The sequence below is a fragment of the Yoonia tamlensis genome (assembly GCF_900115105.1).
In the GTDB taxonomy this organism is placed as follows: domain Bacteria; phylum Pseudomonadota; class Alphaproteobacteria; order Rhodobacterales; family Rhodobacteraceae; genus Yoonia; species Yoonia tamlensis.
The window spans coordinates 14,670-38,299 of sequence record NZ_FOYP01000003.1 but is presented as its reverse complement, the minus strand read 5'-3'; the positions used below and the strand labels follow the sequence as shown (position 1 = coordinate 38,299).

Genomic DNA, 23,630 nt, shown 5'->3' with positions numbered 1-23,630 from the left:
AAACATGCTGCGGGCGCGAATGAATTTCGCGAAATTCATTCTTGCTGGATTAGATTCCAGCGTCGACGATGGCCTTGGCAAGGATTGGCACGGTTTGTGCGTTCAGACCTGCGATGTTCATCCGGCTATCGCCAACCATGTAAATCCCATGCTCAGCGCGCAGCTTTTCAACCTTATCCGGCGTGGTGCCGAGGCGGCTAAACATGCCGCGGTGATCTGCAAGGAAATCAAAGCGGTCGCTGTTGGTCAACCGCTTGAGTTCTGCCGCCAACTGTGCGCGCAGGCCAAGCATGCCGTTGCGGGTTTCTTCCAGCTCGGCTTCCCAATCGGCGCGCAATTCGGGGTCATTCAGGATCGTTGTGACAATACGCGCGCCGTGGTCGGGTGGGAAAGAATAGTTTTGACGGTTCAAGAACGCCAATGTTTGCTGCGCCAATGCTTGCTGTGCGGCGTCTTTGCCGATCGCCATCAGTAGCCCTGTGCGTTCGCGGTAAATGCCAAAGTTCTTGGAACAGCTTGCCGCGATCAGCACATTGTCAAAGCTGCTGGCGATCTGGCGGGTGATGGCCGCGTCTTCCTCGAGCCCGTCACCAAACCCTTGGTAGGCAATATCGACCATCGGCACCGCGCCGCGTTCCTGCAACTTTGTGATGACTTGCGCCATCTGATCTATTGTCAAGTTTGCGCCTGTCGGGTTGTGGCAGCAGCCGTGCAGCAGCACGACATCGCCCTCCGCAACACCGTCAAGATCGGCCAGCAACCCGTCAAAATCCACGCCGCGCGTTTGTTCGTCGAAATAGCGGTATTCGGCCATTTTCATGCCCAGATATTTGATAATCGACGGGTGGTTCGGCCATGTGGGGTTCGACAGCCAGACGGTGGCATTTGGGGCGGCCATTTTGATCAGTTCAAGTGCCTGACGAATGGCGCCTGTGCCGCCAGGTGTTGCCACGGCTGCGACACGGTCGGCGGCGACGCTATCGGCCAGCACCAGTTCGCGCATGGCTTGACCAAAGGCAGGGTCACCCGCCAGACCGGTATAGGATTTGCTGGTCTGATCCGCGAGAATCCGGCGCTCGGCTTCTTTGACGGCGCGCATGACGGGGGTGTTGCCGCTGGCGTCTTTGTAAACGCCAACACCCAGATCGACCTTGTCGGTGCGCGGGTCTTCTTTGAACTTGGCCATCAGGGCAAGGATTTTGTCGGCGGGTAGTTGGGTCAGGTTTTCCAGCATTAGGCAGCTCCGGTAGCGATTGGAAGGTCGGCGTACATGCCCCATTCGGTCCATGAGCCATCGTAAAGTGAATGATCTTTCTTGCCGATCCGTTCAAGGGCCAGCGACAGGATCGCGGCAGTCACCCCCGACCCGCAGGTGGTGATAATCGGCTTTTGCATGTCAACGCCCGCATCGGTGAACACGGTGCGCAGCGCATTTGCGGGCTTCATCGTGCCATTGGTGTTAAACAGGTCCTGATAGAACACGTTGCGCGATCCCGGGATATGCCCCGAGCGCAGCCCTTCGCGCGGTTCTTCGGTGTCGCCGCGAAAACGGGCAGGCGCACGGGCGTCAACAATATTATGGTCACGCAGTTTCGCCGCGCGCGCAACCTGGGTCACGTCCTTGATCAGCGCGGGCCGCGGTTTCACGGTCATATGGCGGTCGCGGATGTTTGGGGGGGTCTTGGTGGTTTTATGGCCATCAGCCAGCCATTTGGGCAGCCCGCCATCCAGCACCGCGATATTTTCATGCCCCATCAGGCGAAACAGCCACCAGACGCGCGCGGCCGAAAACAGCCCGCTGCCGTCATAGACAACAATCTGATGCCCGTCGCCGACCCCCATCGCACGCACCCGCGACATGAATTTTTCCACTGGCGGCGCTGTGTGTGGCAATTCGGAACGATGGTCGCTGACATCATCAATGTCAAAAAACCGCGCGCCTGCGATATGTCCTTTTTCGAATTCCGCCCGCGCGTCGCGCCCTGCATCGGGCATATACCATGATCCGTCCAGAATCCGCAGGTCGGGGTTCTTGAGATGCGCAGCAAGCCAATCTGTGCTGACCAGCGTTTTAGGGTCATCGGGCGCAGTATTTGTCATGGCAGTCACCTTTCGTGGCAATTGCCGCAGAGGTAACGCGCGCTGCGAATTATGACAAGTGGCACTGCCGCGATTGACCCGTTGTGTGGGTGCTTTAGCGCCTGAATAGCTGGAAAAACCTTGCGCTGACGCCCCTAGTTGCATTGGGGCGTCAGCAGCAAACGATATATTAGCCGGACATGCGGGTTTTGATCATCCCTGCGATTGCTGTCAGAATGGCACCACCGCCCGCGCCGCCTGCAATCTGTGTGACCATGCCCATCATGTCACCGCTTCCGGCCGCGGCCGTAGCGCCGCTCCCGAGCATCGCGATCAATTGTCCACCACCGGCACCACCAATGAGACCTGTAATCGTATTGCCAAGCGTCCCAAGCGAAAGGCCCTTCATTGCTGTCCCGGCAGCGTTTCCGCCAACTGCACCCGAGATAAGCTGAATAATCATCTGTTCCATTGAATTTCTCTCCCCTGTGGATCTTATTGTAGGCCGCGCCGGTTGATCCGGCGCAGCGCATAGGAGAAACGTTAACCAATGATTGCCGATCCGCAAAGCATTTCCTGCGACAATTAGTCGCCGTGGCGCAACAGCCGCTGTTTTTGGCGACCCCAGTCGCGCTTGGCCTCGGTTGCGCGTTTGTCGTGGTTTTTCTTGCCCTTGGCGACCCCGATCTTGAGCTTTACCAACCCGCGGTCATTGAAATACATCACCAGCGGCACAAGGGTCATGCCTTCGCGCTTGGTTGCATTCCATAGCTTTGCAATTTCTTTGCGGCTGACCAGCAGCTTGCGCTTGCGGCGTTCTTCATGGCTGAACATGGCGCGTTCATAGGGGGCGATATAGGCGTTGGTCAGCCATAATTCGCCGTCATCCACCGATGCGTAGCTATCTGCGATATTGGATTGCCCGATGCGCAACGATTTGACTTCGGAACCATGCAGCATGATCCCGACCTCAAGGTCGCTTTCAATCGCGTAATCATAGCGCGCACGCCGGTTTTCCGCGATGACTTTGTAGTTTTTGTTTTCAGGTTTCTTTGCCATAGTCTGGCCGAGATAGGGCATGTTGCGCGGCTGAACAAGAGATTGCAGTATTGCGGGACGCGCCTTTGCACAATGCGCCGGGCTTTGCGGCCCCCCAAGGACCGGAATATGTTCATTCAACTTGCCCTAGGCACCGTTTTGTTGCTCGCCTCGATTTTTATCGCCGGACTTAGCTTTTGGGCAATGGAAGGCATGATCGTGCGGTTACACCCCTGGCTTGCGCGCGAGCCGCACAGGATCAAACTGATGCTGGTTTTATGCGTCGCGGCCGTGTGGGTGATGGTGCAGATGACTGCGGGTGTATGGATATGGGCGCTTTCTTTGCATGTGCTTGGCGTGTTCGATGCGATGGAACCCGCGGTCTATTTCTCGCTCGTGGCTTTTACGACACTGGGGTTCGGTGATATCTTGCTGCCTCTGGAATGGCGGTTACTTGGCGGGTTGGCTGCGGCAAACGGGTTGCTTAATATCGGTATGGTCACTGCCCTGCTGGTCGAGGCATTGCGTCAGGTCCGCTTGCAACAGCTTGCCGCCAGAAAGCCAAACCGTTGAGCATTCCGATCCTGTCCAATACCCAAGCCCGCCACGTGTTTTTGCACCGGCACGGTTTATCGTCGCGCCCGTCCGGCGCGGGGACGGGCGCGGATCTGGCTGCGGTGATCGACGATCTTGGCTTTGTGCAGCTTGATAGCGTGAATACATTCGCACGTGCGCATGATCTGATCTTGTGGTCGCGCCGCCAGCAATACCGGCCGATTGCCTTGCAAAACCTGTTGCAACAGGACCGCGCAGTGTTTGAACACTGGACCCATGACGCCGCAGCGATCCCGATCACAAGCTTTCCCCATTGGCGGCACCGTTTTGCCCGCGACAAAGCGCTGCTGTCGCGCCGCTGGAAAGACTGGCGGCGCGATGACTTCATGTCAAAAACCCAAGAGGTGATGAACCGCATTTCCGATGATGGACCTTGCACATCGGGACAGGTCGGCAAAGACGAAAGCCGTGGATCAGGCGGCTGGTGGGACTGGCATCCATCCAAAACCGCGCTCGAATTCTTGTGGCGGTCCGGCCAGTTGTCGGTTGTGCGCCGTGACGGGTTTACCAAAGTTTATGATTTGACCGAACGGGTGATCCCCGACGCCTACCGCGCGTCGCGCCCCGATCTGCAAGACACGATCAACTGGTGCTGCGCCAGCGCGCTCAGCAGGCTTGGGTTTGCAACCAGCGGTGAGCTTGCGGCGTTTTGGGCAAATATCACCCCCGCCGAGGCCAAGGCATGGTGCGCTGCGGCGCTTGCAGAGGGGCGTATTATGGCGATTGACGTGGCAGGTGTTGACGGCAAATTGCGGCGGTCGTTTGCCTGGCCTGATGTGATGGACAATATCGCAGCGCCCGCCAAACGCCTGCGGATTTTATCGCCATTTGATCCGGCCCTGCGTGATCGCAAACGCGCGGAACGTTTGTTCGGATTTCACTACCGGATCGAAATCTTTGTGCCCGCCGCGCAACGCAAATATGGCTACTATGTCTTTCCGGTGATGGAGGGCGACCAAATGATCGGGCGCATCGACATGAAACGCGACAACGACCTACTGCGCGTGACCGCATTCTGGCCAGAGTTAAACGTGCAGATGGGCGCAGGGCGCAGGCAGGCGCTGCAAGCCGAGCTTTTGCGCGCGGCCCGTTTCGGAGGTTGCAGCGACATCGTGTTCGGAGATGGCTGGATCAAGTAGGATGGGTGATTTCACCCATCCCCACAAAACCGGTTCGCCAGCCGCATATCGCGGTGGAGCGACGAATAGGGCCAGTCAACCGCCCGCGTGACAAACCCGTGCTTCACCGGATTTTCCCAGCAATATTGCAGATGGTTTGCATAGTCGGCATCGTCACGGATCATATGTTCCCAGAACCTGCGCTGCCAAATCCCGCATTCCTTTTTTTCGCGCTGTGATCGGCCGACGGGCTGTTTTGCGCCCAAACTGCGTGAAAATCGCGTTTTGATAAGCCGCCAGCGGGTTGAAAAATCGCTATCGTCATGCGGCAGGGTCCAGATGGTATGCAAGTGGTTTGGCATGATCACCGCGGCATTGATTTGAAAAGGCCGTTCGTGGCGCGTGACCCTGACCGCGGCGCGCAGCTGGTCGATATGATCGACCAAAGCCGCCGCGGAACGGTCTGCCAGATTTACCGTAAAGAAATATGTCGCGCCGTTGCGGCGCCAACGGCGGTATTGGGTCATACCGCACAATTGGCGCATATTGGTTAAGGATGGGTGAAATCACCCATCCTACTAGTTCAACAGCCCAGCGTGCACCATTGCCGCGCGCATTTTCTCTTTGGTGGCGTCGGTCAGCGGGGTGAGCGGTGAACGCACGTCTTCGCGGCAAAGACCCAGCAAAGACATGCCGTATTTCGCGCCGGCCACACCGGGTTCGGTAAAGATTGCTTCGTGCAGTGGCATCAAACGGTCCAGTTGAGTCAATGCTGTGGCATAGTCACCCGCCAGCGTGCTGGCTTGGAATTCGGCGCAAAGTTTCGGCGCGACATTGGCCGTGACCGAAATACAGCCCAAGCCGCCATGCGCGTTAAAGCCAAGCGCGGTCGCGTCTTCGCCAGACAGCTGCAAAAAATCGGTGCCGCAGCTTATGCGTTGCTTTGGCACGCGCGATAGATCGCCTGTGGCGTCTTTGACGCCGATGATCATATCAAGCTTCGCCAGCTCACCCATTGTTGCAGGGGTCATATCAACCACAGAACGGCCGGGGATATTGTAGATGATGATCGGCAATCCACAGGCGGCGGCGGCGCTGAAATGCGCGATCAGCCCTGCTTGGGTCGGTTTGTTGTAATAGGGGGTCACCACAAGCGCTGCATCCGCACCCGCGGCTTTGGCCGCCTCGACCAACCGCACGGTTTCCACTGTGTTATTGGACCCGGCCCCGGCGATCACCGGAATACGCCCGGCGGCCGCTTCGACGACGGCAGCCACCACCGCATCATGTTCACCATGTGTGAGCGTCGGGCTTTCGCCTGTGGTGCCGACAGGCACTAGACCGTGTGATCCTTGGTCAACGTGCCAATTGACAAGCTTCTTGAGCGCATCAATGTCCACTTGGCCGTCGTTAAACGGCGTGACGAGGGCGGGGAGTGACCCTTTGAACATAACGCGCTTCCTTGTGTGGGGGGCTGAATCGCCCGAGTAAAATCGCGCGGACACTAGACGGGTTTGCGCCGATTGCCAAGTTTGTGAGTTGTTATTGCGGCCCGTCACGCTAGTTTATTTCTAAAAGAGGCGATGCGGTGACTTTGATGCGAAAACTTTCCTTGGCAATTGCGCTTTCTTGCGTCGGCGCGCCGGTAACCGCGCAAGCGGTTGACCCCGATGCGGCCGCGGTCATCGCAGCGGCTTCTGCCGATAGTGAAGCTGCATGGCAATTGGCAGCAACCGCCGATCCGGTGACCAAAGATACGCTGGCATGGTTCCTGTTGCGCAGCGGAGAGGCAGAATTTTCAGCCTATCTGCCATTTGTCACCGACCATCCCGACTGGCCCGGTCTTGATGACTTGCGCAAGGTCGCCGAGCCGTTGATCCCCCAAGACCACCCGCCACAAGCGGTGATCGCCTGGTTTGCTGGCAATGCCCCGCAAACCGGCGAAGGTGCGCAACAACTGGCGCGCGCATTGATTGCAACCGGCGATTTGGCGCAGGCAAATAATATCTTGCGCAGCGCGTGGCTTGAACTGGGGTTGACCGATGAAGGCCATGCAGCATTGATCGCAGCCTTCCCAGAAGAACTGGCCCCCTATCACGCCGCGCGCGCGGATGCGATGCTCTGGCGGTCGCGGCGCAGTGATGCGCAGCGTATGTTGCCCCTGTTAGACGATGACCAACGCGCAGTGACCGCGGCGCGGATTGGCTATATTGCGGGCACCCGCAATATGTTGCCTTTGTATGATGCCGTTCCCGCTGCATTGCGCGAAGACCCCGGATTTGCCTATGACCGCTATAGCTGGCGGGCACAGCGGGGCGACTGGACCGACGCCGTTGCAATGCTTGCTGACCGCTCCACCAGCCGCGCCGCCTTGGGCGAGCCATTTCGCTGGGCAGGGTGGCGGCGGGTGCTTGCGCGCTGGGAAATGCGCGAAGGGCGGGCCGATCAGGCTTATGTGCTGGCCGCGCGCCATTACCTGACTGAAGGCGAAACCTATGCCGATCTTGAATGGCTTGCGGGCTATATCGCGCTGACCTATCTGGGTGATCCGGCCCGCGCGCAGACCCATTTTGAAGACGCGGCCGCAGCGGTTTCAAGCCCGATTTCGCTGAGCCGGATGCATTACTGGCTGGGCCGCACCTATGAAGTGATGGATGACGCGGGGCTGGCGGCGCTGGCTTACGGGGCGGCAGCCAATCACCAGACGGCGTTTTACGGACTATTGGCCGCTGAAAAGCTCGGGCGCCCGCTTGACCCTACGCTAGTTGGTGAAACGGTCGCTTGGGAGGGCGCGCCGGTGTTCGACCAGCCGCTCGTGCGCGCGGCATTTTTGTTGCTTGCAGGCGGCGAACGCGGCGCTGCGGTCACGTTTTTTGCGCATCTGGGCAAGACCCTGACCGCGCAAGAGCTGGCGCAGATCGGTGCCTATCTCGACCATCTGGACGAGCAATATTACACATTGCTGCTGGGCAAGGTGGCTGTCACGCGCGGAATGGTGATCCCGACGCTCTATTTCCCGATCCATGATATTGCGCAGATGGATCTGCCCGTCGCGCCCGCGCTGGCCCTGTCGATTGCGCGGCGCGAAAGCGAATTCAACACAACTGTCGGCAGCCCTGTCGGGGCGCTTGGGCTGATGCAATTGATGCCCGGCACCGCCGAAGAGGTCGCGGGTGAACTTAACCTGCCTTATTCGCGCGCGCAGGTGATCAATGACTGGCGCTATAACGCGACCTTGGGCGCGCAGTATCTGGCAGGGCTAGAGGCCCAGTTCGGCCCAAGCCCCGTGATGATTGCGGCGGGTTACAATGCCGGTCCGGGGCGCCCGCGCACATGGATCGAAGAACGCGGCGACCCGCGCCTGCGCGAGATGGATGTGATTGACTGGATCGAACATATTCCGTTCCGCGAAACCCGCGATTACGTCATGCGCGTTGCCGAAAGCCTGCCAATCTACGAGGCGCGGCTTTCGGGCGAAACCGGGCCGCTTGCGTTTACGCAACGGTTGATCGGGAAAAAACCGGTGCTGCGTCCGGTCGCGCGTCCGGCGCGCGACTAGGTTTTTTTGCGCGCGCGCCAGAGCGTAAACAGCCCCGCCCCGATCACAATCGCGCCGCCCAAGGCCACATTGGGGCGGATCGTTTCGCCCAACACAAACACGCCGATCGCGCTGGCAAAGACCAGTTGCAAATAGGCAAAGGGCTGGACCGCGCTGGCTTCGGCGACAGCGTAGGTCTTGATCAAAAGAAAATGCCCCAGCACGCCGGTCACGCAAAGCGTGGCCATCCAGACCCAATCGGCAGGTAGCATCGGCTCCCACGACCATGCGCCGACGATTGTCATCACAACCGCGCCCGATACGCCCGTCCAAAAGAACGAAGTGGCGGCAGTGTCCTTGCGCGCTGCAAAGCGGGTCAGCAGGCCATAAAGCGCAAAAAATAGCGCCGCGACCAGCGGGACGACAGCAGCAGGAACAAAGACCCCGAAACCGGGCTGTAGAATGACCAGCACGCCAATGAACCCGATTGCAATCGCCGCCCACCGCCGCCAGCCGACGCTTTCGCCTAACACCGGTCCGGAAAATGCCGCAATCAGCAGCGGATAGCAGGCAAAAACCGCGTGGCTTTCGACCAGTCCAAGCAGCACAAATCCCGATACCATGACGCAGATTTCGGCCGCGAGCAAAAGCCCGCGCGCGATTTGCAAGACCGGCTGTCTGGTGGCCGCTGCTGCCCTGATCGAGCCCGATTTGCGCGTTGCGATGGTGATCACGAAGGCTGCGAAAAACCAATAGCGCACCATCACGATCATCAGCACGTTGTATCGCGCACCCAAATGCGTCGAAATGCCATCCTGAACGGCAAAGACAAACGTCGTTGCGATCATCAACATGATCCCGAGGCGGGTGTTATCTTGCATCGGGCATCTTTGCTTGGGTCATGTGGCGTTTGCGGCCAAATCCGGGCGTGCGGGTCACGGTGAACCCCGCTTGGGTCAGGCTTTGGCGGACGTGGCCTGCGGCGCTATAGGTCGCGGCACTGCCACCGGCGCGGGTATGCGCGCCCACCGCCCCCATCAGATCCGCCTCCCAAAGTTCGGGGTTTTTGGCGGGTGAAAACCCGTCCAGAAACCACGCATCTGCCAATCCGTCCCAGACAGGCAGGGTCTGGCGCGCATCGCCGATGATAACATGCAAAAGCGGCCCGTCGGGCAATTGTGTTGGCCCCGCACCCGGCGTCCAATTGTCCAACAGGCGGGCGGCATAACCGGACACTTCGGGAAAGTGTTTGAGCGCGGCACGCATGTCGTCAATGGCCATCGGAAAGGCCTCGAATGATGTGAACCGCAGTGATCCGGTCCGTCCCGCCTGATCCCAAAGCGCCCAAGTGACCAGCAGGTTCAATCCGGTCCCAAAGCCAAGCTCGGCTATCTGGAAATCCCCGCCAAAGCGCGTGGGCAGATCGTTGCCGTCCAAAAAAACATGCCGCGTTTCGGCCAACCCGTTGTCGAGCGAATAGTAAGGATCGTCAAACTGGGTTGAGATCGGCACGCGGCCGTCCCGCCAATCAAGGTCTGCGGTCTGGTTTGTCATTTGTTCATGCCTTAGAGGTCATCCCATGTTTGGGCGGAAGGCGGGCAAATGGCAACGGCTGATGTGACAGTAATGGGTGCGGGGGTTTTCGGGCTTGCGGTGGCTTACGCCTGTGCGCGACGCGGCGCCCGTGTGCAAGTGATCGACCCCAATGGCGTCGCAGCAGGCTCAAGCGGAGGGATTGTTGGCGCGCTTGCCCCGCATGCCCCCGAAAAATGGAACGAAAAGAAGGCGTTTCAGTTCGAAAGCCTGATTTATGCAGAACAATTCTGGGATGAAGTTTGCGCGCTGACGGGGGCCGATGTCGGCTATGCGCGGTCGGGGCGGTTGCAGCCTTTGGCGGATGCGCGGGCGGTTGATCTGGCGCGCGACCGCGCGGAAAACGCAGCCCGATTGTGGCAGGGCAAGGCCCTTTGGGAAGTCATAGTCGCGCCCGACAGTGCGTGGATGCCGCCATCGCCCAGTGGGTTTATTGTGCGCGATACCCTGTCGGCGCTGGTACATCCGCGCCGCGCTACACGTGCGCTGGCTGACGCGGTGATCGCGCTGGGCGGATCAGTCGAAACTTCTGGCGACCCACAGGGCAAGATCGTTTGGGCCACAGGCTTTGCCGGTGTCTCCGATGTTGGCGGCGGCGGGGTCAAAGGGCAGGCGGCTTTGCTGGACTTTGATGCAAAGGGGCAGCCGCAATTGTTTGCAGATGCGCTGCATATCATCCCGCATGGCGACGGCACGGTGGCCATCGGGTCAACGACAGAACGCAATTTTGATGATCCGACCACGACAGACGACCTGCTGGATGATGTGCTGGCGCGCGCGCGCGCGGCCTTTCCGGTTTTGCAGGACGCGCCCGTGATCGAACGCTGGGCGGGTGTGCGCCCGCGCAGCCGCAGCCGCGCGCCTGTCCTTGGGGTCCATCCCGCGCGCGCTGGTGAATATGTCGCCAACGGCGGGTTCAAGATCGGCTTTGGCATGGCGCCAAAGGTCGGGCAGGTCATGGCGGATCTGGTGCTGGACGGGCGCGATAGCGTGCCGGATGAATTTCGTCCCTAGCCCCTATTTGCGCAGCCGGTCCTTGGATTTGCGGTAAAGCTGCTTGTTCAAGCCGATAAACTGCCGGATCAGCCGCGCCATGAACCCCGCGTTATTGCCGCGCAAGAACACATAGCCCGAAAGTGCCGCAAAAAGCGCGCCAACTGCATCGACGATCAGATCGCCCATCGTGTCCATCAGACCGGATTTTTGCATATTCAGCCCGAATGTCCGGTCCATCAAGAATTCGAACACTTCCCAAGTCGCGCCGACGGTCATCGCCACGCAAAATGTGATAAAGGCGATGGCGCTAGGCGGGGCAGCATAGCGGTCGCCCTCAAACAGCATGAAAACAAACAAGAACCCCATCAGCCCGAACCCCACGGCTGAACCACCGTGCAGCGCGATATCCCACCACCAATAGCGTTCATAAAAATCAAAGGCTTCGCCCATGAATACGGTGGCAAATGTGAACAGGGTCGCCGCGACCAAAAATGGCAGTGGCAATGTCAGATGCAGGCGCGAGGCCAGAAACACCGGCGCAATCGCCAGTATCAATGTGCTGAACGCCACAAAGGCCAGCGACCAGCGTGCCTCGAATAATGCGGCGATAGCGGCCACAAAAAGCAGCCCCCAAAGCAGCAAAAGCACGCGATTTTGTGCAAAAACCTTATTCCAGAACATTTGAAAGCCTTTTCATATCTGGCGTGCATCCCCATTTAACATAGCATGTCTATATCCAATAAGGGCCTTCGGGTCGCCAGTTACAATATCCGTAAGGCCAAAGGTCTGGATCGCAAGCGTGATCCGATGCGCATTGTGCAGGTTATTAATGGGTTGGATGCGGATGTGATTGCCTTGCAAGAAGCGGATTTGCGGCTTGGCGCGCGCCCCGGTGCCATCGCGCGCAGTGTGATAGCGGCCGAAACTGATTTTGACATTGTTCCGGTGGCGCGCAATGCCGTCAGCCTTGGCTGGCACGGCAATGCGATCTTGGTCCGCAAGGGGATCAAAGCGGGCAAAGTCACCCATATCGACCTGCCGGGGTTAGAGCCGCGCGGCGCGGTGCGGGTCGATCTGCAAGGGTTCAGCTTTGTCGCGGCGCATCTGGGCCTTCTGCGCCGGCACCGCGTGCGCCAACTTCATGCGATTGCCAAGGCCTGCGCCGGCGCCGAGCGCGTGATTGTTGCAGGTGATTTCAACGAATGGTCCCCGCACAAAGGGCTGGAGGCCTTGGGTGATTTTTCTGTCCACGCACCCGGCCACAGTTTCCACGCCGCACGCCCGATTGCAGCACTAGACCGGATAGCCATGTCAAAAGGGTTTGATCTGCGCGACGCAGGCGTCGTGCAAACAGGCCCCGCGCGCCACGCGTCGGACCATCTGCCGATCTGGGCGGATGTGGTTTAGCGGGCGCTGCCGACCCCGTGACGCAGGACTGTCCATGCAAACAGGCCCATTGAAACCACCCCAAGAACTGAACCAAGCTGCGCAAGCATTTCGGTTTGTCCCTTGATCGCCAGTGCAATGCCGGGTGCCAAGATCACGACCGTCAAGCTGGTCAGCCAAAAATGCACCCGTGACATGGCCGCAGCTGCCGCCTGCGGTGTCAGCGCGTAATATGTGCCGAAAATTGACATTGCGACAAAGCCTATCAGGTTCAGATGCCCATGCGCAGGCGACAATGTATGATCATGCGTTGCCGACATCTGGATGCCCCAAACCATACCAATAAGAGCAAAGATCGCGCCCGTTGCAAAAAACGATTTTGGAATGTCATGCATGTTTTTGCCCTTTTTCTTAACGTGGTTGAACCCATGATTACTATGGGGGTGTGGCCGCAAATGCTGGCCCAAGCATAGCGCGATGTTTGCTATATGAAAAATTGATAGTTTGTATTAAGTGTATTCACATGGTGAATTTATTAAGCTTTGATCTGAACCTGTTGCGCGTGCTGGATGCCTTGTTGCATGACCCGTCAACAGTGCGCGCCGCGCGGCGGTTGGGCCTTTCGCAACCTGCGGTTTCTGCGGCATTGGGGCGGTTGCGTGCAGCGCTTGGCGATGAGTTGTTTTTCCGGCGCGGGCAGGGGTTGGCGCCGACCCAGTTTGCGCAGTCACTACAAGCGCCGTTGCACGAAATCCTTGCAGGGATTGAAGCCCTGATACAGGCGCCCAAACCCTTTGATCCCGCTGCCTCAGAGGCGCAGTTTCGCATATCGGGCAGTGATTTCTTTGCAGAAATGCTGCTTCCCAACCTCGCAGAATATCTCCAGGTGCATGCGCCGATGATACGGGTGCATCTGGTTGATCTTGTCTCTGATACCTATGTGGAACACCTTGATAATTACGCAATTGATCTGGCGCTGATCCCCGATCGTGACCTGCCTGACTGGATTGCAAGCCAGCAGGTGTTCCGGTCCCAATATGCGGTGATTGCGCGCAAGGACCACCCGCAGTTTGCGCAGGCGGGCGTGGCGGCGGGGGATGTTGTGCCGCTGGATCTTTATTGTGATCTGGGTCACGTGCTGTTTTCGCCCGAAGGTAAAAACCGCGCCGCGGCCGACGATGCGCTGGCGCAAATCGGGCGCGACCGCCGTGTTGTCTTGACGATGCCTGTATTTTCAGGGGTTTACCGTGCTGTCGCGGGGTCTGACCTGATCGCGCTTTTACCCAGCGCATTGGCCGCGCAAGTCGCCACATCGGCCGGGCTTGTGATTTACCGGCCGCCAATCATCGTGCCGGATGTAAAGTTGATGATGATCTGGAATCGCCGCCACAGCGCAAGCGCGCCGCATCTGTGGTTGCGCACCCAGATTGCGCAGTTGCTGGCGCCGCTTGATCCGGTGCTATAGCCGCGCGCGCCGCTGCTAGACCCGCCCCAGCGGCATATGGCGGTTGACGTCTTTATACAGCAGATAGCGGAACGGGCCGGGGCCACCGGCATAGCAGGCCTGCGGGCAGAAGGCGCGCAGCCACATGAAATCACCGGCTTCGACTTCGACCCAATCCTGGTTCAGCCGGTAAACGGCCTTGCCTTCCAGCACATAAAGCCCGTGCTCCATCACATGGGTTTCCGCAAAGGGGATCACCCCGCCCGGTTCCAGCGTGACGATGTTCACATGCATGTCGTGGCGCATGTCAGCGGGGTCCACGAACCGCGTGGTTGCCCATTTGCCATCTGTGTCGGGCATCTCAATCTTGGGCGCGGCTGAATCAGTGGTCACAAAAGGCTCTGGCGCGTCGATCCCGTCAACGGGTTGATAGCGTTTGCGCACCCAGTGGAATGTCGCAGGCGCGCCCGTGTCATTTGCTAGCGCCCAGTCGCAGCCTGCTGGCAGATATGCATAGCCGCCAGTTTCCAGCGCATGGGTTTCATCGCCAATGCGCAGGGTAAACCTGCCGCCCACGACAAAAAGCACCCCTTGCGCGGCGGCATCTGGTTCAGGGCGTGTGCTGCCGCCGCCAGGTGCGACCTCCATAATGTATTGGCTAAAGGTTTCCGCAAAACCCGACATGGGCCGTGCGATCACCCAAGCGCGGGTTTTTTCCCAAAAGGGCAGATAGCTGGTGACGATATCGGTCATCGTGCCTTTGGGGATGACGGCATAGGCCTCGGTGAACATGGCCCGATCTGTCAGCAATTGGGTCTGCGGCGGCAGCCCGCCTTTGGGGCGGTAATAAGGTGCATTTGTCATGGAAATCTCCCTTGGCAAATGTTAGCGCGACCCGCGACCAAAGCAAAAGGGCAAAGCGCCGCATAGGAGCGTTCGTTTTTCTTTGAAGGTCGCTTAGAAGGTTTGCAGGGTCACGCCCGCCGCTTGCAGGTGCGCTTTGATCCCGCGGGCCATTTCAACGGCTTGCGGCGTGTCGCCGTGCAGACAAATCGTGTCGATCCGGCAAGGGATGTGCTTGCCGCTTTCGGCGATGATTGCCCCTGCTTCCAGCATTTTCAGGATACGCGGCGCAGCGACGGTTGCATCATGCAGCACTGCCCCCGGTTTGCGGCGGTCAACCAAGGTCGCATCATCATTATAGGCGCGGTCCGCGAAAATTTCGCCCGCCCAAGCGCAATCCAATTCGCGCACCACCGTTTCCATTGCGGTGGCGGCCAGCACCATGATGGTGATGTCAGGGTCAACCGCGAGCGCCGCCTGATAGCAGGCGCGCGCTAAATCCGCATCGACGCTGGCCATATTCGACAAAGCGCCGTGCAGTTTCAGGTGTTTGACTGAACCTCCCGCGCGCCGCGCCATCGCTTGAGCCGCGCCAAGTTGATAGGCCACCGCATTGGCGATTTCATCATGGGGTAGGGGCAATTGCCGCCGCCCAAAGCCTTTGAGGTCCGCAAACCCCGGATGTGCCCCGATGCCGACCCCGTTCTTGACCGCAAGTGCCATTGTCCGCGCCATCACATCCGGATCGCCCGCATGAAACCCGCAGGCAATATTCGCCGAGGTCACGATATCCAAAAGGGCCGCATCATCGCCCATGGTCCAAGGGCCAAAGCCTTCGCCCATATCCGCGTTCAAATCGACGTTGCGTGTCATATTGGCCCCCATTTACATATCATCTCCGGCGGTAACGCCGCTGATCAGTTGATAGCCGAGCAGATCCGCGATGTCATGCGGGTCGCGGATAATGGGCGCGCATCGGCTGCGCAATGACTTCAGGGTTTGGGCGTCTGAAATGGCCGTAGCATCCGCCTCTGCCAGTGTTACAAACCTGCATTGCAGCCTTGCCCCCGGCGCGGCCTGCGCGATGATCGGGATATCGGCGGGCAGGATGCTACCGATCCTCGGGTAGCCGCCGATGGTCTGGCATTCCGCCAGCAAGACATAGGGCACCCCGTCGCCGGTCATCTGGATATCGCCGGCAACAATCAGATCAGAGGTGATATTAAGCCCGCCCGCAAGCGTAAACCCTTCCCCGTCATGATCAAGCCGCACACCTTGGCGGTTGCCGCGCGGGCTGCGGGTGAATGTGGTTTGCGCGAAGCGCGCGCGCGTCTTGGCATCAAAGAAACCGGTTTGCGGGCCGGGCATCACGCGCACCACGCCGCCTGCGCAGCGGTCGGTGTTTGTCAGCCGCAGCGCGGGCGCAGACGGGTCGGGGTCCTTGCCAATCGGCAGGGTTTGCCCCGCCTGCAACAGCCCGCCAATTGCTGCCGTCAGATGTGTGGCGCGGCTTTGCATGATTTGCGGCGTGGTGACCCCGCCCGCAAAGCAAAGATAGCCATACACCCCGCGCTTTGCCCCGCCGATTGTCAGCTTTTGCCCTGCGCGCAGGAACGCGCTGGTGTTTGGCGCTATTGGCACACCATCAATATCGGCCTGCATCTGCGCACCCGTCAGCGCGATGCGCGTGTCCGCATCGGTACGAAACACCCCGCCAAAGCCCATCATTTCCAGCCCCGCATGAAGCGGCGCGCCAAGGATCGCTGCGGCCTCGAGCAGGGCCAAACGGTCAGCGGCCCCGCCGGTGGAAAGCCCCTGCGCGGTCCATCCCGGGCGGCCCAGATCCTGAACCGTGACACCGGGTCCGATACTGTCGATCATCAGGTTTGGCATCAGGTCACCACCGACATTTGCGCGCCGCCATTGGTGTCGCCGCGGTTGCGCAGGGCATCAAGTTCACTATCGCCAACGGCGCAAAACTGCACGCTGTCACCAGGCTGGAACGCAAAGGGTTCGGGCGCATCCGGCTGATAGACCCGAAATGCCGTTTGCCCGATATGGCGCCAGCCTGTGGGCGCGTCGGCGGCAAAAATGATCAACTGCCGCACCGCCGCGACCAAAGCGCCGTTCGGCATTTTGGGCGTCAATTCGGACTGGCGCGCGATATCCCAATGCGGCGGTAACATCCCCAGATAGGGCTGCCCCGGCGCAAAGCCAAGCGCGATAACCCGCAAGGTTTGCGATGTAATCTGTTTAACAGCTTGGTCTTGGGTGACGCCCGCCAGTGCTGCGGCTTCGGCCAGTTGTGGCGCGTGTTCGGGGCCAAAGGCGACAGGGATGCGCCAGGCGCGGCGCGGCGTTGCTGTAGCATGGGCAGGTTGCGTCAGAATTTCGGCCAGTTGCGCGGTTATATCCGCGCGGTTGGTCAGGGTAGGGTTAAACGCGACCCGTACGGATGTCAGCGACGAAGCGACCTCTTGCACCCCGTGCAGACCCGCGGCTTTGACCTGCGCGGCAAAGCCGATCGCGCGGGTATTGGCCTCCTCGGACAGGATGCGCGCGAAACGGACCAGCACCCCGTCGATACCAAGCGGGCAGATCTCAGGTGCTGCTAATTGCACGGCGCAACCGGCCCGTTTTGTTTGGCCCAATCAATAAATCCGTCTTTCAGATGCGCGGCTTCGAACCCCATGTCGTTTAACGTGGCAACTGTCAGCGCCGACCGCCAGCCAGAGGCGCAATGAAAGATGAAACGTTTGTCTTGGGCGAAAATATCCTTGAAATAGGGGCTGTCGGGGTCGACCCAGAATTCCGCCATGCCGCGCGGGCAGTGAAAACTGCGTGGGATCGCGCCCGATCGTTGGCGTTCGCGTACATCGCGCAGATCAACAAAGACCACATCAGGATCAGCAAGCAGCGCGATGGCATCGCTTGTTTCGATCTCGGTGATCTTGGCGCGGGCTTTGGCCACCATTTGGGCGGCACTTGTCTTAAGCGGTTGCAAATTTTCTCTCCTGCACCAGTTGCGCGCCAATCTTGCGGGTGGCGGCCAACAGAATATCCAAATCGGCGTATGTCGTCCGGTGGTTCGTAATGTTCACCCTGATCACAGTGTCCCCGCTTAGCACAGTTGTCGATGGGGCCGCGACCCCTTCCAGTTGGAGCTGGATCACAATTTCGGCGTTCAATCGGCTAAGGTCGGTTGCAAGGGCCGTGTAGCGAAAACAGCAGATATTCAGGGCAACGGGCGCGCATAATTCAAATGCGGGGTCGTCATTGACCAGTCCCGCCAGATATTGCGCCTGATCGCAGTTTTGCGTGATTAACTGGCCCAGCTTTTCGGTGCCATGTTCCATCAGTTGCGCCCAGATTTTCAGCGCACGAAACCCGCGTGACAGCTCTGGTCCGTATTCCGTGGGCCACGGATTGCCAGCGGCCAGCCCGCGTGCGGCGGGGGCCAAATAGTCGGGGCGTTCGGAAAAGGCGCGGCGGTGCGCATCAGCGTCGCGGATCAAAATGAACCCGGCATCGTAATTCACATGCAGCCATTTGTGGAAATCAAAGGCAATACTATCGGCGCGGGTCAGACCGGCAAGGCGCGGTTTGATCTTGTCGCTCAGGATCGCGGTCGCGCCAAAGGCACCGTCAACATGGAACCACAGGTTTTCAGATGCGGCGATGTCGGCCAAGGCCGCTAGATCATCAATCGCCCCGACATTTACCGCCCCCGCCGTGCCGATTATGGCAAACGGGGTCAGCCCCGCGGCGCGGTCGGCTGTGATGGCGGCTTGTAACGCTTCGGTGTCGATTTCAAACGCGGCATTCACCGGAATCTTGCGCAAAGCGTCACTGCCCAGCCCAAGCATATCAAACGTGCGCGCCACACAAGAATGGGTTTGTGTCGAGGTATAGCCAACCAGCCCCGCCGTGCCGCCCGCCTTGCGCGCGGCAAAATCCGTCATACGGTCGCGCGCGGTCTTGAGCGCGATAAGCGTGGCGATTGAGGTGCCCGAAACCACCAGACCGCTGGCCGTGTCCGGAAAACCAAAAATGGATTTACACCAATCAACCACCTGCTTTTCGATATAGATCGCGCCATGATCACGCCCGCCCAAATTGGCGTTCATCGCGGCGGCAACCATTTCGGCAATGATGTTTGACGGTGTACCAGACCCGTGGACCCAGCCAAAGAAGCGCGGATGGGTGTTGCCAACGCCGTATGGCAAAAGGGCCTTCATCTGCGCATCGGATTTCGCCGCGTCCCCTTTGGTGGGTGGCGGCGTCAGGGTTTTTATATTCTCGGGCGCCGCTGTCCAAACCCGACCATCGCGCGCCTGCGCCATTTGGTCGATCGCGGCATCCAGCATCCGGTGTGCGCGCGCACGAAATGCATCCCAGTCGTCAGGATCAAGCGAAGGGTGGTTCGGTAAATCGTTCATGTCACCAAATAGGCCGTCTGGCGGCCAAAATGACAAGCATTGAAATCAGCTTTTGATCGGCGCAGACGCGTGTTTGTGGACCGGCAACTGCACCAGATATGCGGCAACGATCCGTTGACTTTGTATGCGGTATATCCGTGGACTGCAAAATTACGTATGTTTTCTAGGGCGGCGCACTGGTAACTAAGGGCGTGCGGCCCTAACTAAGACCAAATTACGCGTGGCAGACTGGCTGCATGGACCGATTCAGGATCAAAGGATAACGACATGTCACATGATGGGGCGCCAAATCTGGTTGGAAGGCTGAATTTTGATGGCGACAAAGGGGCCGGCCGTTCCAAATGGGTTGCGATCCTGATGGGGCTTGCAATGGTCGGTTGGATGGGCAGCGGGCGTTTCGCGCCGGAAGTCCCTGAAGAAGAGGCCGCGCAAGACACAGCACCCAGCGCCGTGACCGTGGCCGTGATCCCGTCTTCGGCACAAGATGTGCAATTGGTGCTGACCGCCGAAGGGCAATCAACGCCGGATCGGGCCACAATGATCAGCGCAAAATCTAGCGGGCAGATCGTATCGGTTCTTGTCGAACGCGGTGATCTGGTCGTTGCCGGCCAAGAGCTTGGCCGGATTGACGCGACAACCATCGAAGCGCAGGTATTGCAGGCGCAAACCCAGTTGGACCAAGCCACCCGCGACTATGAAAACGCGCTTTCGCTCCAAAACCGTGGTCTGGCCACCGAAGACCGCGTAACAGCCGCGCGCGCCGCGCAAGCCGCCGCAGAGGCCGCTGTAACCGCCGCTGTCGAGCAGCTGGATAACACGATCATCACCGCACCTTTTGCGGGCCGGCTGAACGATATGACCCTTGATGAGGGTGAATTTGTGAACAATGGCGATGCCGTGGCCGAAGTGCTTGATAATGATCCGCTTAGCGTGGTGGTGCAGGTGCCGCAACAGGCGCTTTCGCGGCTTAGCAAAGGTGACGCCGCGCGCGTGTCATTTATCACAGGCGAAGAACGCACCGGCGTTGTGGGCTTTATCGGCAGTAACGCCGATGCGCAGACCCGCACATTCCGTGTCGAGGTCACAGTCGAAAACCCCAATAGCGAAATGCCGGCAGGGCTTAGTGCGCGGATCGAAATTCCGACAGGTCAGGCGCGCGGACACTTTATTTCCCCTGCGATCCTGTCGCTGGGCACAAATGGCGATCTGGGCGTGAAAACCGTGGCCGAAGGCAATATCGTGGCCTTTAGTCCGGTGGAAATTGTGCGCGCGCAGCCGGATGGTATCTGGGTCACCGGCCTGCCCGATACTGCGGATATTATCACCGTCGGTCAGGGCTTTGTGAATGCGGGTGATCTGGTGAATCCGCAGCCGCCGGTCGCTGACCAGACAGCGGATGCGTCCCAATGAACGCGCTGATTGATGCAGCGTTCAAACGCAGCAAAGTTGTTCAGCTGATCCTTGTGTTCCTGCTGGCCGTCGGCGCGGCATCCTATGTGAATATCCCCAAGGAAAGTAACCCAGAGGTTCCGATCCCGATTGTCTATGTTTCCACAAGCCTAGACGGGATTTCGCCAGAAGATGCCGAGGATGTGCTTGTCGGCCCAATGGAGGTTGAATTTGCTTCCCTGACAGGTCTGAAATCCATGACGGGCACTGCCAGCGAAGGCCACGCAAGCGTTCAGCTTGAATTTGAAGCGGGCTTTGATTCCTACGAGGCTTTGGACAAGGTGCGCGAAGCCGCCGACAAAGCCGAAAACGAATTGCCGCAAGAGGCGAATATCACGGTGACGGAAATCAACACCGCGCTGTTCCCCATTCTGACGGTTATTCTGTCCGGCCCTGTGCCAGAACGCACGCTCAACACCATTGCCGAGGATCTCAAAGACGACATTGAGGCGCTGGGCGGCGTGCTCGAGGTGGACGTGGGCGGCAAGCGCACAGAATTGCTCGAGGTGCTGATCGACCCGACCGTTTTTGAAACCTATAACCTGTCCTTCGACGAATTGATCGGGTCCATCACCCGCAATAACCAGCTGATCGCAGCGGGCGCCATCGAGAGCGAGGCAGGGCGTTTGGTGCTTAAGGTGCCGGGGCTGATTGAAGACCTTGAAGACGTGATGGAATTGCCCGTGATGGTGCGTGGCCAGACGGTTGTGACCTTTGCCGATGTTGCCACGATCCGCCGCACATTTGTTGACCCGACCGGATTTGCGCGCATCAATGGCCAGCCCGCGCTGGCGCTTGAAATCAAGAAACGGTCAGGCGCGAATATCATCGAAACGGTTGCCGCCGTGCGCGAAGTGGTTACAAAATCCGCCGAAGCATGGCCCGAAAGCGTGCAGATCCGCTATACATTGGACGAAAGCGAAACCGTTATTTCGATGCTTTCCGACCTAGAGGCAAACGTGATTGCCGCGATTTTCCTTGTGATGGTTGTCGTGGTTTATGCGCTCGGGTTGCGGTCGTCGATCCTCGTGGGGCTGGCTATTCCGGGGGCGTTTCTGACAGGGGTCGCGGCCTTGTATCTCATGGGTTACACGATGAATATCGTCGTGCTTTTCTCGCTTATTCTGGTGGTGGGGATGCTGGTTGACGGGGCGATTGTGACCGTCGAACTCGCCGACCGTTACCTGCACGAAGGCCGGTCACCCAAAGCCGCCTATGCCGAAGCCGCCAAGCGCATGGCATGGCCGATTATCGCCTCGACCGCGACCACGCTGTGCGTGTTCCTGCCGCTGTTGTTCTGGAAAGACATCGTAGGTCAGTTCATGAAATTCCTGCCCATCACGGTGATCGCGACCCTTGCGGCATCCTTGTTCATGGCGCTTGTGTTTATTCCGGTTGTGGGCGGGTTGATCGGCAAACGCCAGCCGCAATCCAAGAAAGCCAAGGCGCAGATGTATGCCGCCGAACGTGGCGATCCGCGCACAATGACCGGCTTTATGGGCGGTTACGTGCGGGTGCTGGAATGGTCGCTGCTGCGCCCTTGGATTACGCTCAGCTTTGCGGTGATGGCGCTGGTCGGGTCGTTTGCGGCCTATGGCACCTTTGGCAACGGGTTGACGTTCTTCCCGTCGGTCGAACCGGATTATGCCCAAGTGGAAGTGCGCGCCAAGGATAATTTCTCGGTTTATGAACAGGACGCATTGGTGCGGCAGGTCGAAGCCAAGCTTGCAAACTATGATGAAATCGCCAGCATCTATGCGCGGTCAGGTGCCTCTAGCAGTAGCGGCGATGTGATCGGGTCGATCCAGCTTGAACTGCAAGAATGGGACACACGCCGCCCCGTCGCCCTGATCGCCGAAGATATTCGCGCCGATATGGCGCAAATCCCCGGCATTGATATTCAGGTGCAAACCGATTCAGGCGGGCCAGGCGGCGGCAAGCCGATCAACCTTGAGATCCGTGGTAATAACGTGGCCGACCAAGAGGCCGCTGTGCAAATTATTCTTACCGAGATGGATCGCATGGGCGGGTTTATCGACGTGGTCGACAGTCGCCCCAGCCCCGGCGTTGAATGGCAGATCAGCGTTGACCGGTCAGAGGCCGCGCGCAGCGGTGCTGATGTCGCGCTTTTGGGGCAGGCGGTGCAATTGCTGACGCGTGGGATCACAGTCGCGGACTACCGCCCCGATGACACCGACGAAGAGGTCGATATCGTTGTGCGTTTCCCTGCCGTGGACCGGACCTTGGCCGAACTTGAATCACTGCGCGTGCCAACGGCCTCTGGGCTTGTGCCGATTTCGAACTTTGTGTCATTCATTCCGGCGCCGCGCAGCGGGATTATCACCCGCATTGACCAAGAACGCGTTGTGACAATTTCCGCTGATGTTGCGCCGGATGTTCTGGCCAATGACCAGACTGTCGCTCTGGAAGCGGCGCTGCCTTCGCTGGGCGTGCCCGCTGGAATCGAAGTGAAATTTGGCGGTGAAGCCGAAGACCAAGCATCGTCGATGATCTTTTTGATGGGGGCATTTGTGTCGGCTATCGGGCTGATGTTCCTGATCCTGTTGACCCAGTTCAACAGCTTCTGGCAGGCGTTTATCGTGATGTCGGCGATTGTCTTTTCAATCGCGGGTGTTCTGTTGGGGCTGATGATCACGGGGCGGCCGTTCGGGGTTGTTATGGGCGGGATCGGTGTGATCGCGCTTGCGGGGATTGTGGTGAACAACAACATCGTGTTGATCGACGCTTATAACGAATTCAAACGCGACGGGCTTTCCCCGCTTGAGGCGGCCTTGCGCACAGGTGCGCAGCGTTTGCGGCCTGTTGTGCTGACCTCTGTCACCACGGCGCTGGGGCTGATGCCGATGGTGATCGGGCTGAATATCAACTTTTTCACCCGCGAAATCGTCTATGGCGCGCCGTCCAGCCAATGGTGGACAGAACTGTCCAGCGCGATTGCCGGCGGTCTGGTTTTTGCGACGGTCCTGACACTGCTAGTAACCCCCGCCATGTTGATGCTGGGCGAACGCCGCGCGGCACGATTTCGCGGCAACGCGGCATTGATGCCTGCCGAATAGGGCGCGCGATACGCA

General features: G+C 59.1%; 24 protein-coding genes. 8 read left to right on the top strand and 16 right to left on the bottom strand.

Going from position 1 to position 23,630, the window contains the following annotated elements:
- Window positions 1–49 precede the first annotated feature (49 nt).
- The 4 genes from BM320_RS15010 to smpB all read right to left on the bottom strand — a co-directional run bounded on the left by BM320_RS15010 (window position 50) and on the right by smpB (window position 3,138).
- Window positions 50–1,234 (bottom strand): amino acid aminotransferase, encoded by a 1,185-nt coding sequence (locus tag BM320_RS15010; protein WP_090201625.1) that lies wholly within the window; start codon window positions 1,232–1,234, stop codon window positions 50–52.
- Complete coding sequence (sseA, locus tag BM320_RS15005) at window positions 1,234–2,100, bottom strand: 3-mercaptopyruvate sulfurtransferase (RefSeq protein WP_090201624.1); 867 nt, start codon at window positions 2,098–2,100, stop codon at window positions 1,234–1,236. The genes BM320_RS15010 and sseA overlap by 1 nt, the downstream gene beginning before the upstream one ends.
- A 169-nt stretch (window positions 2,101–2,269) precedes the next feature.
- Window positions 2,270–2,551 carry a hypothetical protein gene (locus tag BM320_RS15000; protein WP_090201623.1) on the bottom strand — a complete coding sequence of 94 codons (282 nt, stop codon included), beginning with the start codon at window positions 2,549–2,551 and terminating at the stop codon, window positions 2,270–2,272.
- Window positions 2,552–2,664: 113 nt separating this feature from the next.
- A complete protein-coding gene (gene smpB, locus BM320_RS14995; protein ID WP_090201622.1) occupies window positions 2,665–3,138 on the bottom strand; it encodes an SsrA-binding protein SmpB in 474 nt (157 codons plus the stop codon).
- Between the two features lie 108 nt (window positions 3,139–3,246).
- Here smpB and BM320_RS14990 point away from each other — a divergent pair, with 108 nt between their 5' ends.
- Together BM320_RS14990 and BM320_RS14985 are read left to right on the top strand one after the other, a co-directional pair.
- On the top strand, window positions 3,247–3,690 hold the full coding sequence (locus tag BM320_RS14990; RefSeq protein WP_090201621.1) for an ion channel: 444 nt from the start codon (window positions 3,247–3,249) through the stop codon (window positions 3,688–3,690).
- Window positions 3,687–4,871, top strand: coding sequence for a winged helix-turn-helix domain-containing protein (locus tag BM320_RS14985; protein ID WP_090201620.1), 1,185 nt, complete (start codon window positions 3,687–3,689; stop codon window positions 4,869–4,871). Before BM320_RS14990 ends, BM320_RS14985 begins: the two co-directional genes overlap by 4 nt.
- An 11-nt stretch (window positions 4,872–4,882) precedes the next feature.
- On the opposite strand, the gene BM320_RS14980 is transcribed toward BM320_RS14985, so the two are convergent.
- Window positions 4,883–5,377 (bottom strand): REP-associated tyrosine transposase, encoded by a 495-nt coding sequence (locus BM320_RS14980; protein WP_090201619.1) that lies wholly within the window; start codon window positions 5,375–5,377, stop codon window positions 4,883–4,885.
- A gap of 51 nt (window positions 5,378–5,428) precedes the next feature.
- Window positions 5,429–6,301 carry a 4-hydroxy-tetrahydrodipicolinate synthase gene (dapA, locus tag BM320_RS14975; protein ID WP_090201618.1) on the bottom strand — a complete coding sequence of 291 codons (873 nt, stop codon included), beginning with the start codon at window positions 6,299–6,301 and terminating at the stop codon, window positions 5,429–5,431.
- A gap of 146 nt (window positions 6,302–6,447) precedes the next feature.
- Between dapA and BM320_RS14970 the strand changes: the two genes are divergently transcribed.
- A complete protein-coding gene (locus BM320_RS14970) occupies window positions 6,448–8,409 on the top strand; it encodes a lytic transglycosylase domain-containing protein (RefSeq protein WP_242651075.1) in 1,962 nt (653 codons plus the stop codon).
- On the opposite strand, the gene BM320_RS14965 is transcribed toward BM320_RS14970, so the two are convergent.
- Entirely contained in the window at window positions 8,406–9,269 is an 864-nt protein-coding gene (locus tag BM320_RS14965) for a DMT family transporter (RefSeq protein ID WP_090201617.1), read from the bottom strand. The genes BM320_RS14970 and BM320_RS14965 overlap by 4 nt on opposite strands.
- Window positions 9,259–9,942 carry a tRNA (5-methylaminomethyl-2-thiouridine)(34)-methyltransferase MnmC2 gene (mnmC2, locus tag BM320_RS14960; RefSeq protein ID WP_090201616.1) on the bottom strand — a complete coding sequence of 228 codons (684 nt, stop codon included), beginning with the start codon at window positions 9,940–9,942 and terminating at the stop codon, window positions 9,259–9,261. Before mnmC2 ends, BM320_RS14965 begins: the two co-directional genes overlap by 11 nt.
- Window positions 9,943–9,990: 48 nt before the next feature.
- On the opposite strand from mnmC2, the gene BM320_RS14955 reads away from it, so the two are divergent.
- Window positions 9,991–10,995 carry an NAD(P)/FAD-dependent oxidoreductase gene (locus tag BM320_RS14955; RefSeq protein WP_090201615.1) on the top strand — a complete coding sequence of 335 codons (1,005 nt, stop codon included), beginning with the start codon at window positions 9,991–9,993 and terminating at the stop codon, window positions 10,993–10,995.
- A gap of 3 nt (window positions 10,996–10,998) precedes the next feature.
- On the opposite strand, the gene BM320_RS14950 is transcribed toward BM320_RS14955, so the two are convergent.
- Window positions 10,999–11,658, bottom strand: a complete 660-nt coding sequence (locus BM320_RS14950) for a DUF2238 domain-containing protein (RefSeq protein WP_090201614.1) — start codon at window positions 11,656–11,658, stop codon at window positions 10,999–11,001.
- Window positions 11,659–11,703: 45 nt separating this feature from the next.
- Here BM320_RS14950 and BM320_RS14945 point away from each other — a divergent pair, with 45 nt between their 5' ends.
- Complete coding sequence (locus BM320_RS14945; protein WP_090201613.1) at window positions 11,704–12,384, top strand: endonuclease/exonuclease/phosphatase family protein; 681 nt, start codon at window positions 11,704–11,706, stop codon at window positions 12,382–12,384.
- On the opposite strand, the gene BM320_RS14940 is transcribed toward BM320_RS14945, so the two are convergent.
- Window positions 12,381–12,758: a hypothetical protein gene (locus tag BM320_RS14940; protein WP_090201612.1), complete on the bottom strand. Its 378-nt coding sequence runs from the start codon at window positions 12,756–12,758 to the stop codon at window positions 12,381–12,383. The two genes, BM320_RS14945 and BM320_RS14940, sit on opposite strands and share 4 nt — an antisense overlap.
- A gap of 128 nt (window positions 12,759–12,886) precedes the next feature.
- Here BM320_RS14940 and BM320_RS14935 point away from each other — a divergent pair, with 128 nt between their 5' ends.
- Window positions 12,887–13,828: a LysR family transcriptional regulator gene (locus BM320_RS14935; protein ID WP_242651074.1), complete on the top strand. Its 942-nt coding sequence runs from the start codon at window positions 12,887–12,889 to the stop codon at window positions 13,826–13,828.
- A gap of 15 nt (window positions 13,829–13,843) precedes the next feature.
- Here the strand turns inward: BM320_RS14935 and BM320_RS14930 are convergent, their stop codons facing one another.
- The 6 genes from BM320_RS14930 to BM320_RS14905 all read right to left on the bottom strand — a co-directional run bounded on the left by BM320_RS14930 (window position 13,844) and on the right by BM320_RS14905 (window position 19,089).
- Entirely contained in the window at window positions 13,844–14,671 is an 828-nt protein-coding gene (locus tag BM320_RS14930) for a bifunctional allantoicase/(S)-ureidoglycine aminohydrolase (protein WP_090201611.1), read from the bottom strand.
- Between the two features lie 93 nt (window positions 14,672–14,764).
- Entirely contained in the window at window positions 14,765–15,523 is a 759-nt protein-coding gene (locus BM320_RS14925) for a LamB/YcsF family protein (protein WP_090201812.1), read from the bottom strand.
- Between the two features lie 12 nt (window positions 15,524–15,535).
- Entirely contained in the window at window positions 15,536–16,543 is a 1,008-nt protein-coding gene (locus BM320_RS14920) for a 5-oxoprolinase subunit C family protein (RefSeq protein WP_090201610.1), read from the bottom strand.
- Window positions 16,543–17,301, bottom strand: coding sequence for a 5-oxoprolinase subunit B family protein (locus BM320_RS14915; RefSeq protein ID WP_242651073.1), 759 nt, complete (start codon window positions 17,299–17,301; stop codon window positions 16,543–16,545). Before BM320_RS14915 ends, BM320_RS14920 begins: the two co-directional genes overlap by 1 nt.
- Window positions 17,262–17,654, bottom strand: coding sequence for a rhodanese-like domain-containing protein (locus BM320_RS14910; protein WP_207496953.1), 393 nt, complete (start codon window positions 17,652–17,654; stop codon window positions 17,262–17,264). The genes BM320_RS14915 and BM320_RS14910 overlap by 40 nt, the downstream gene beginning before the upstream one ends.
- Window positions 17,641–19,089 (bottom strand): pyridoxal phosphate-dependent decarboxylase family protein, encoded by a 1,449-nt coding sequence (locus BM320_RS14905; RefSeq protein WP_090201811.1) that lies wholly within the window; start codon window positions 19,087–19,089, stop codon window positions 17,641–17,643. Before BM320_RS14905 ends, BM320_RS14910 begins: the two co-directional genes overlap by 14 nt.
- 267 nt (window positions 19,090–19,356) lie before the next feature.
- Between BM320_RS14905 and BM320_RS14900 the strand changes: the two genes are divergently transcribed.
- The gene (locus tag BM320_RS14900) at window positions 19,357–20,499 is read left to right on the top strand and encodes an efflux RND transporter periplasmic adaptor subunit (protein ID WP_090201607.1); all 1,143 of its coding nucleotides are present in this window, start codon (window positions 19,357–19,359) and stop codon (window positions 20,497–20,499) included.
- Window positions 20,496–23,615, top strand: coding sequence for an efflux RND transporter permease subunit (locus tag BM320_RS14895; RefSeq protein ID WP_090201606.1), 3,120 nt, complete (start codon window positions 20,496–20,498; stop codon window positions 23,613–23,615). Before BM320_RS14900 ends, BM320_RS14895 begins: the two co-directional genes overlap by 4 nt.
- Window positions 23,616–23,630 lie beyond the last annotated feature (15 nt).

What these genes read in the sequence shown, in the direction of transcription:
- BM320_RS14945 (WP_090201613.1), top strand. Translation starts at nt 11,704, where the DNA reads ATGTCTATATCCAATAAGGGCCTTCGGGTCGCCAGTTACAATATCCGT.
- BM320_RS14965 (WP_090201617.1), bottom strand. Translation starts at nt 9,269, where the DNA reads ATGCAAGATAACACCCGCCTCGGGATCATGTTGATGATCGCAACGACG.
- BM320_RS14935 (WP_242651074.1), top strand. Translation starts at nt 12,887, where the DNA reads ATGGTGAATTTATTAAGCTTTGATCTGAACCTGTTGCGCGTGCTGGAT.
- smpB (WP_090201622.1), bottom strand. Translation starts at nt 3,138, where the DNA reads ATGGCAAAGAAACCTGAAAACAAAAACTACAAAGTCATCGCGGAAAAC.
- BM320_RS14930 (WP_090201611.1), bottom strand. Translation starts at nt 14,671, where the DNA reads ATGACAAATGCACCTTATTACCGCCCCAAAGGCGGGCTGCCGCCGCAG.
- BM320_RS15010 (WP_090201625.1), bottom strand. Translation starts at nt 1,234, where the DNA reads ATGCTGGAAAACCTGACCCAACTACCCGCCGACAAAATCCTTGCCCTG.
- BM320_RS14990 (WP_090201621.1), top strand. Translation starts at nt 3,247, where the DNA reads ATGTTCATTCAACTTGCCCTAGGCACCGTTTTGTTGCTCGCCTCGATT.
- sseA (WP_090201624.1), bottom strand. Translation starts at nt 2,100, where the DNA reads ATGACAAATACTGCGCCCGATGACCCTAAAACGCTGGTCAGCACAGAT.
- BM320_RS14970 (WP_242651075.1), top strand. Translation starts at nt 6,448, where the DNA reads ATGCGAAAACTTTCCTTGGCAATTGCGCTTTCTTGCGTCGGCGCGCCG.
- dapA (WP_090201618.1), bottom strand. Translation starts at nt 6,301, where the DNA reads ATGTTCAAAGGGTCACTCCCCGCCCTCGTCACGCCGTTTAACGACGGC.
- BM320_RS14900 (WP_090201607.1), top strand. Translation starts at nt 19,357, where the DNA reads ATGTCACATGATGGGGCGCCAAATCTGGTTGGAAGGCTGAATTTTGAT.
- BM320_RS14980 (WP_090201619.1), bottom strand. Translation starts at nt 5,377, where the DNA reads ATGACCCAATACCGCCGTTGGCGCCGCAACGGCGCGACATATTTCTTT.
- BM320_RS15000 (WP_090201623.1), bottom strand. Translation starts at nt 2,551, where the DNA reads ATGGAACAGATGATTATTCAGCTTATCTCGGGTGCAGTTGGCGGAAAC.
- BM320_RS14955 (WP_090201615.1), top strand. Translation starts at nt 9,991, where the DNA reads ATGGCAACGGCTGATGTGACAGTAATGGGTGCGGGGGTTTTCGGGCTT.
- mnmC2 (WP_090201616.1), bottom strand. Translation starts at nt 9,942, where the DNA reads ATGACAAACCAGACCGCAGACCTTGATTGGCGGGACGGCCGCGTGCCG.
- BM320_RS14905 (WP_090201811.1), bottom strand. Translation starts at nt 19,089, where the DNA reads ATGAACGATTTACCGAACCACCCTTCGCTTGATCCTGACGACTGGGAT.
- BM320_RS14950 (WP_090201614.1), bottom strand. Translation starts at nt 11,658, where the DNA reads ATGTTCTGGAATAAGGTTTTTGCACAAAATCGCGTGCTTTTGCTGCTT.
- BM320_RS14920 (WP_090201610.1), bottom strand. Translation starts at nt 16,543, where the DNA reads ATGCCAAACCTGATGATCGACAGTATCGGACCCGGTGTCACGGTTCAG.
- BM320_RS14925 (WP_090201812.1), bottom strand. Translation starts at nt 15,523, where the DNA reads ATGACACGCAACGTCGATTTGAACGCGGATATGGGCGAAGGCTTTGGC.
- BM320_RS14940 (WP_090201612.1), bottom strand. Translation starts at nt 12,758, where the DNA reads ATGCATGACATTCCAAAATCGTTTTTTGCAACGGGCGCGATCTTTGCT.
- BM320_RS14895 (WP_090201606.1), top strand. Translation starts at nt 20,496, where the DNA reads ATGAACGCGCTGATTGATGCAGCGTTCAAACGCAGCAAAGTTGTTCAG.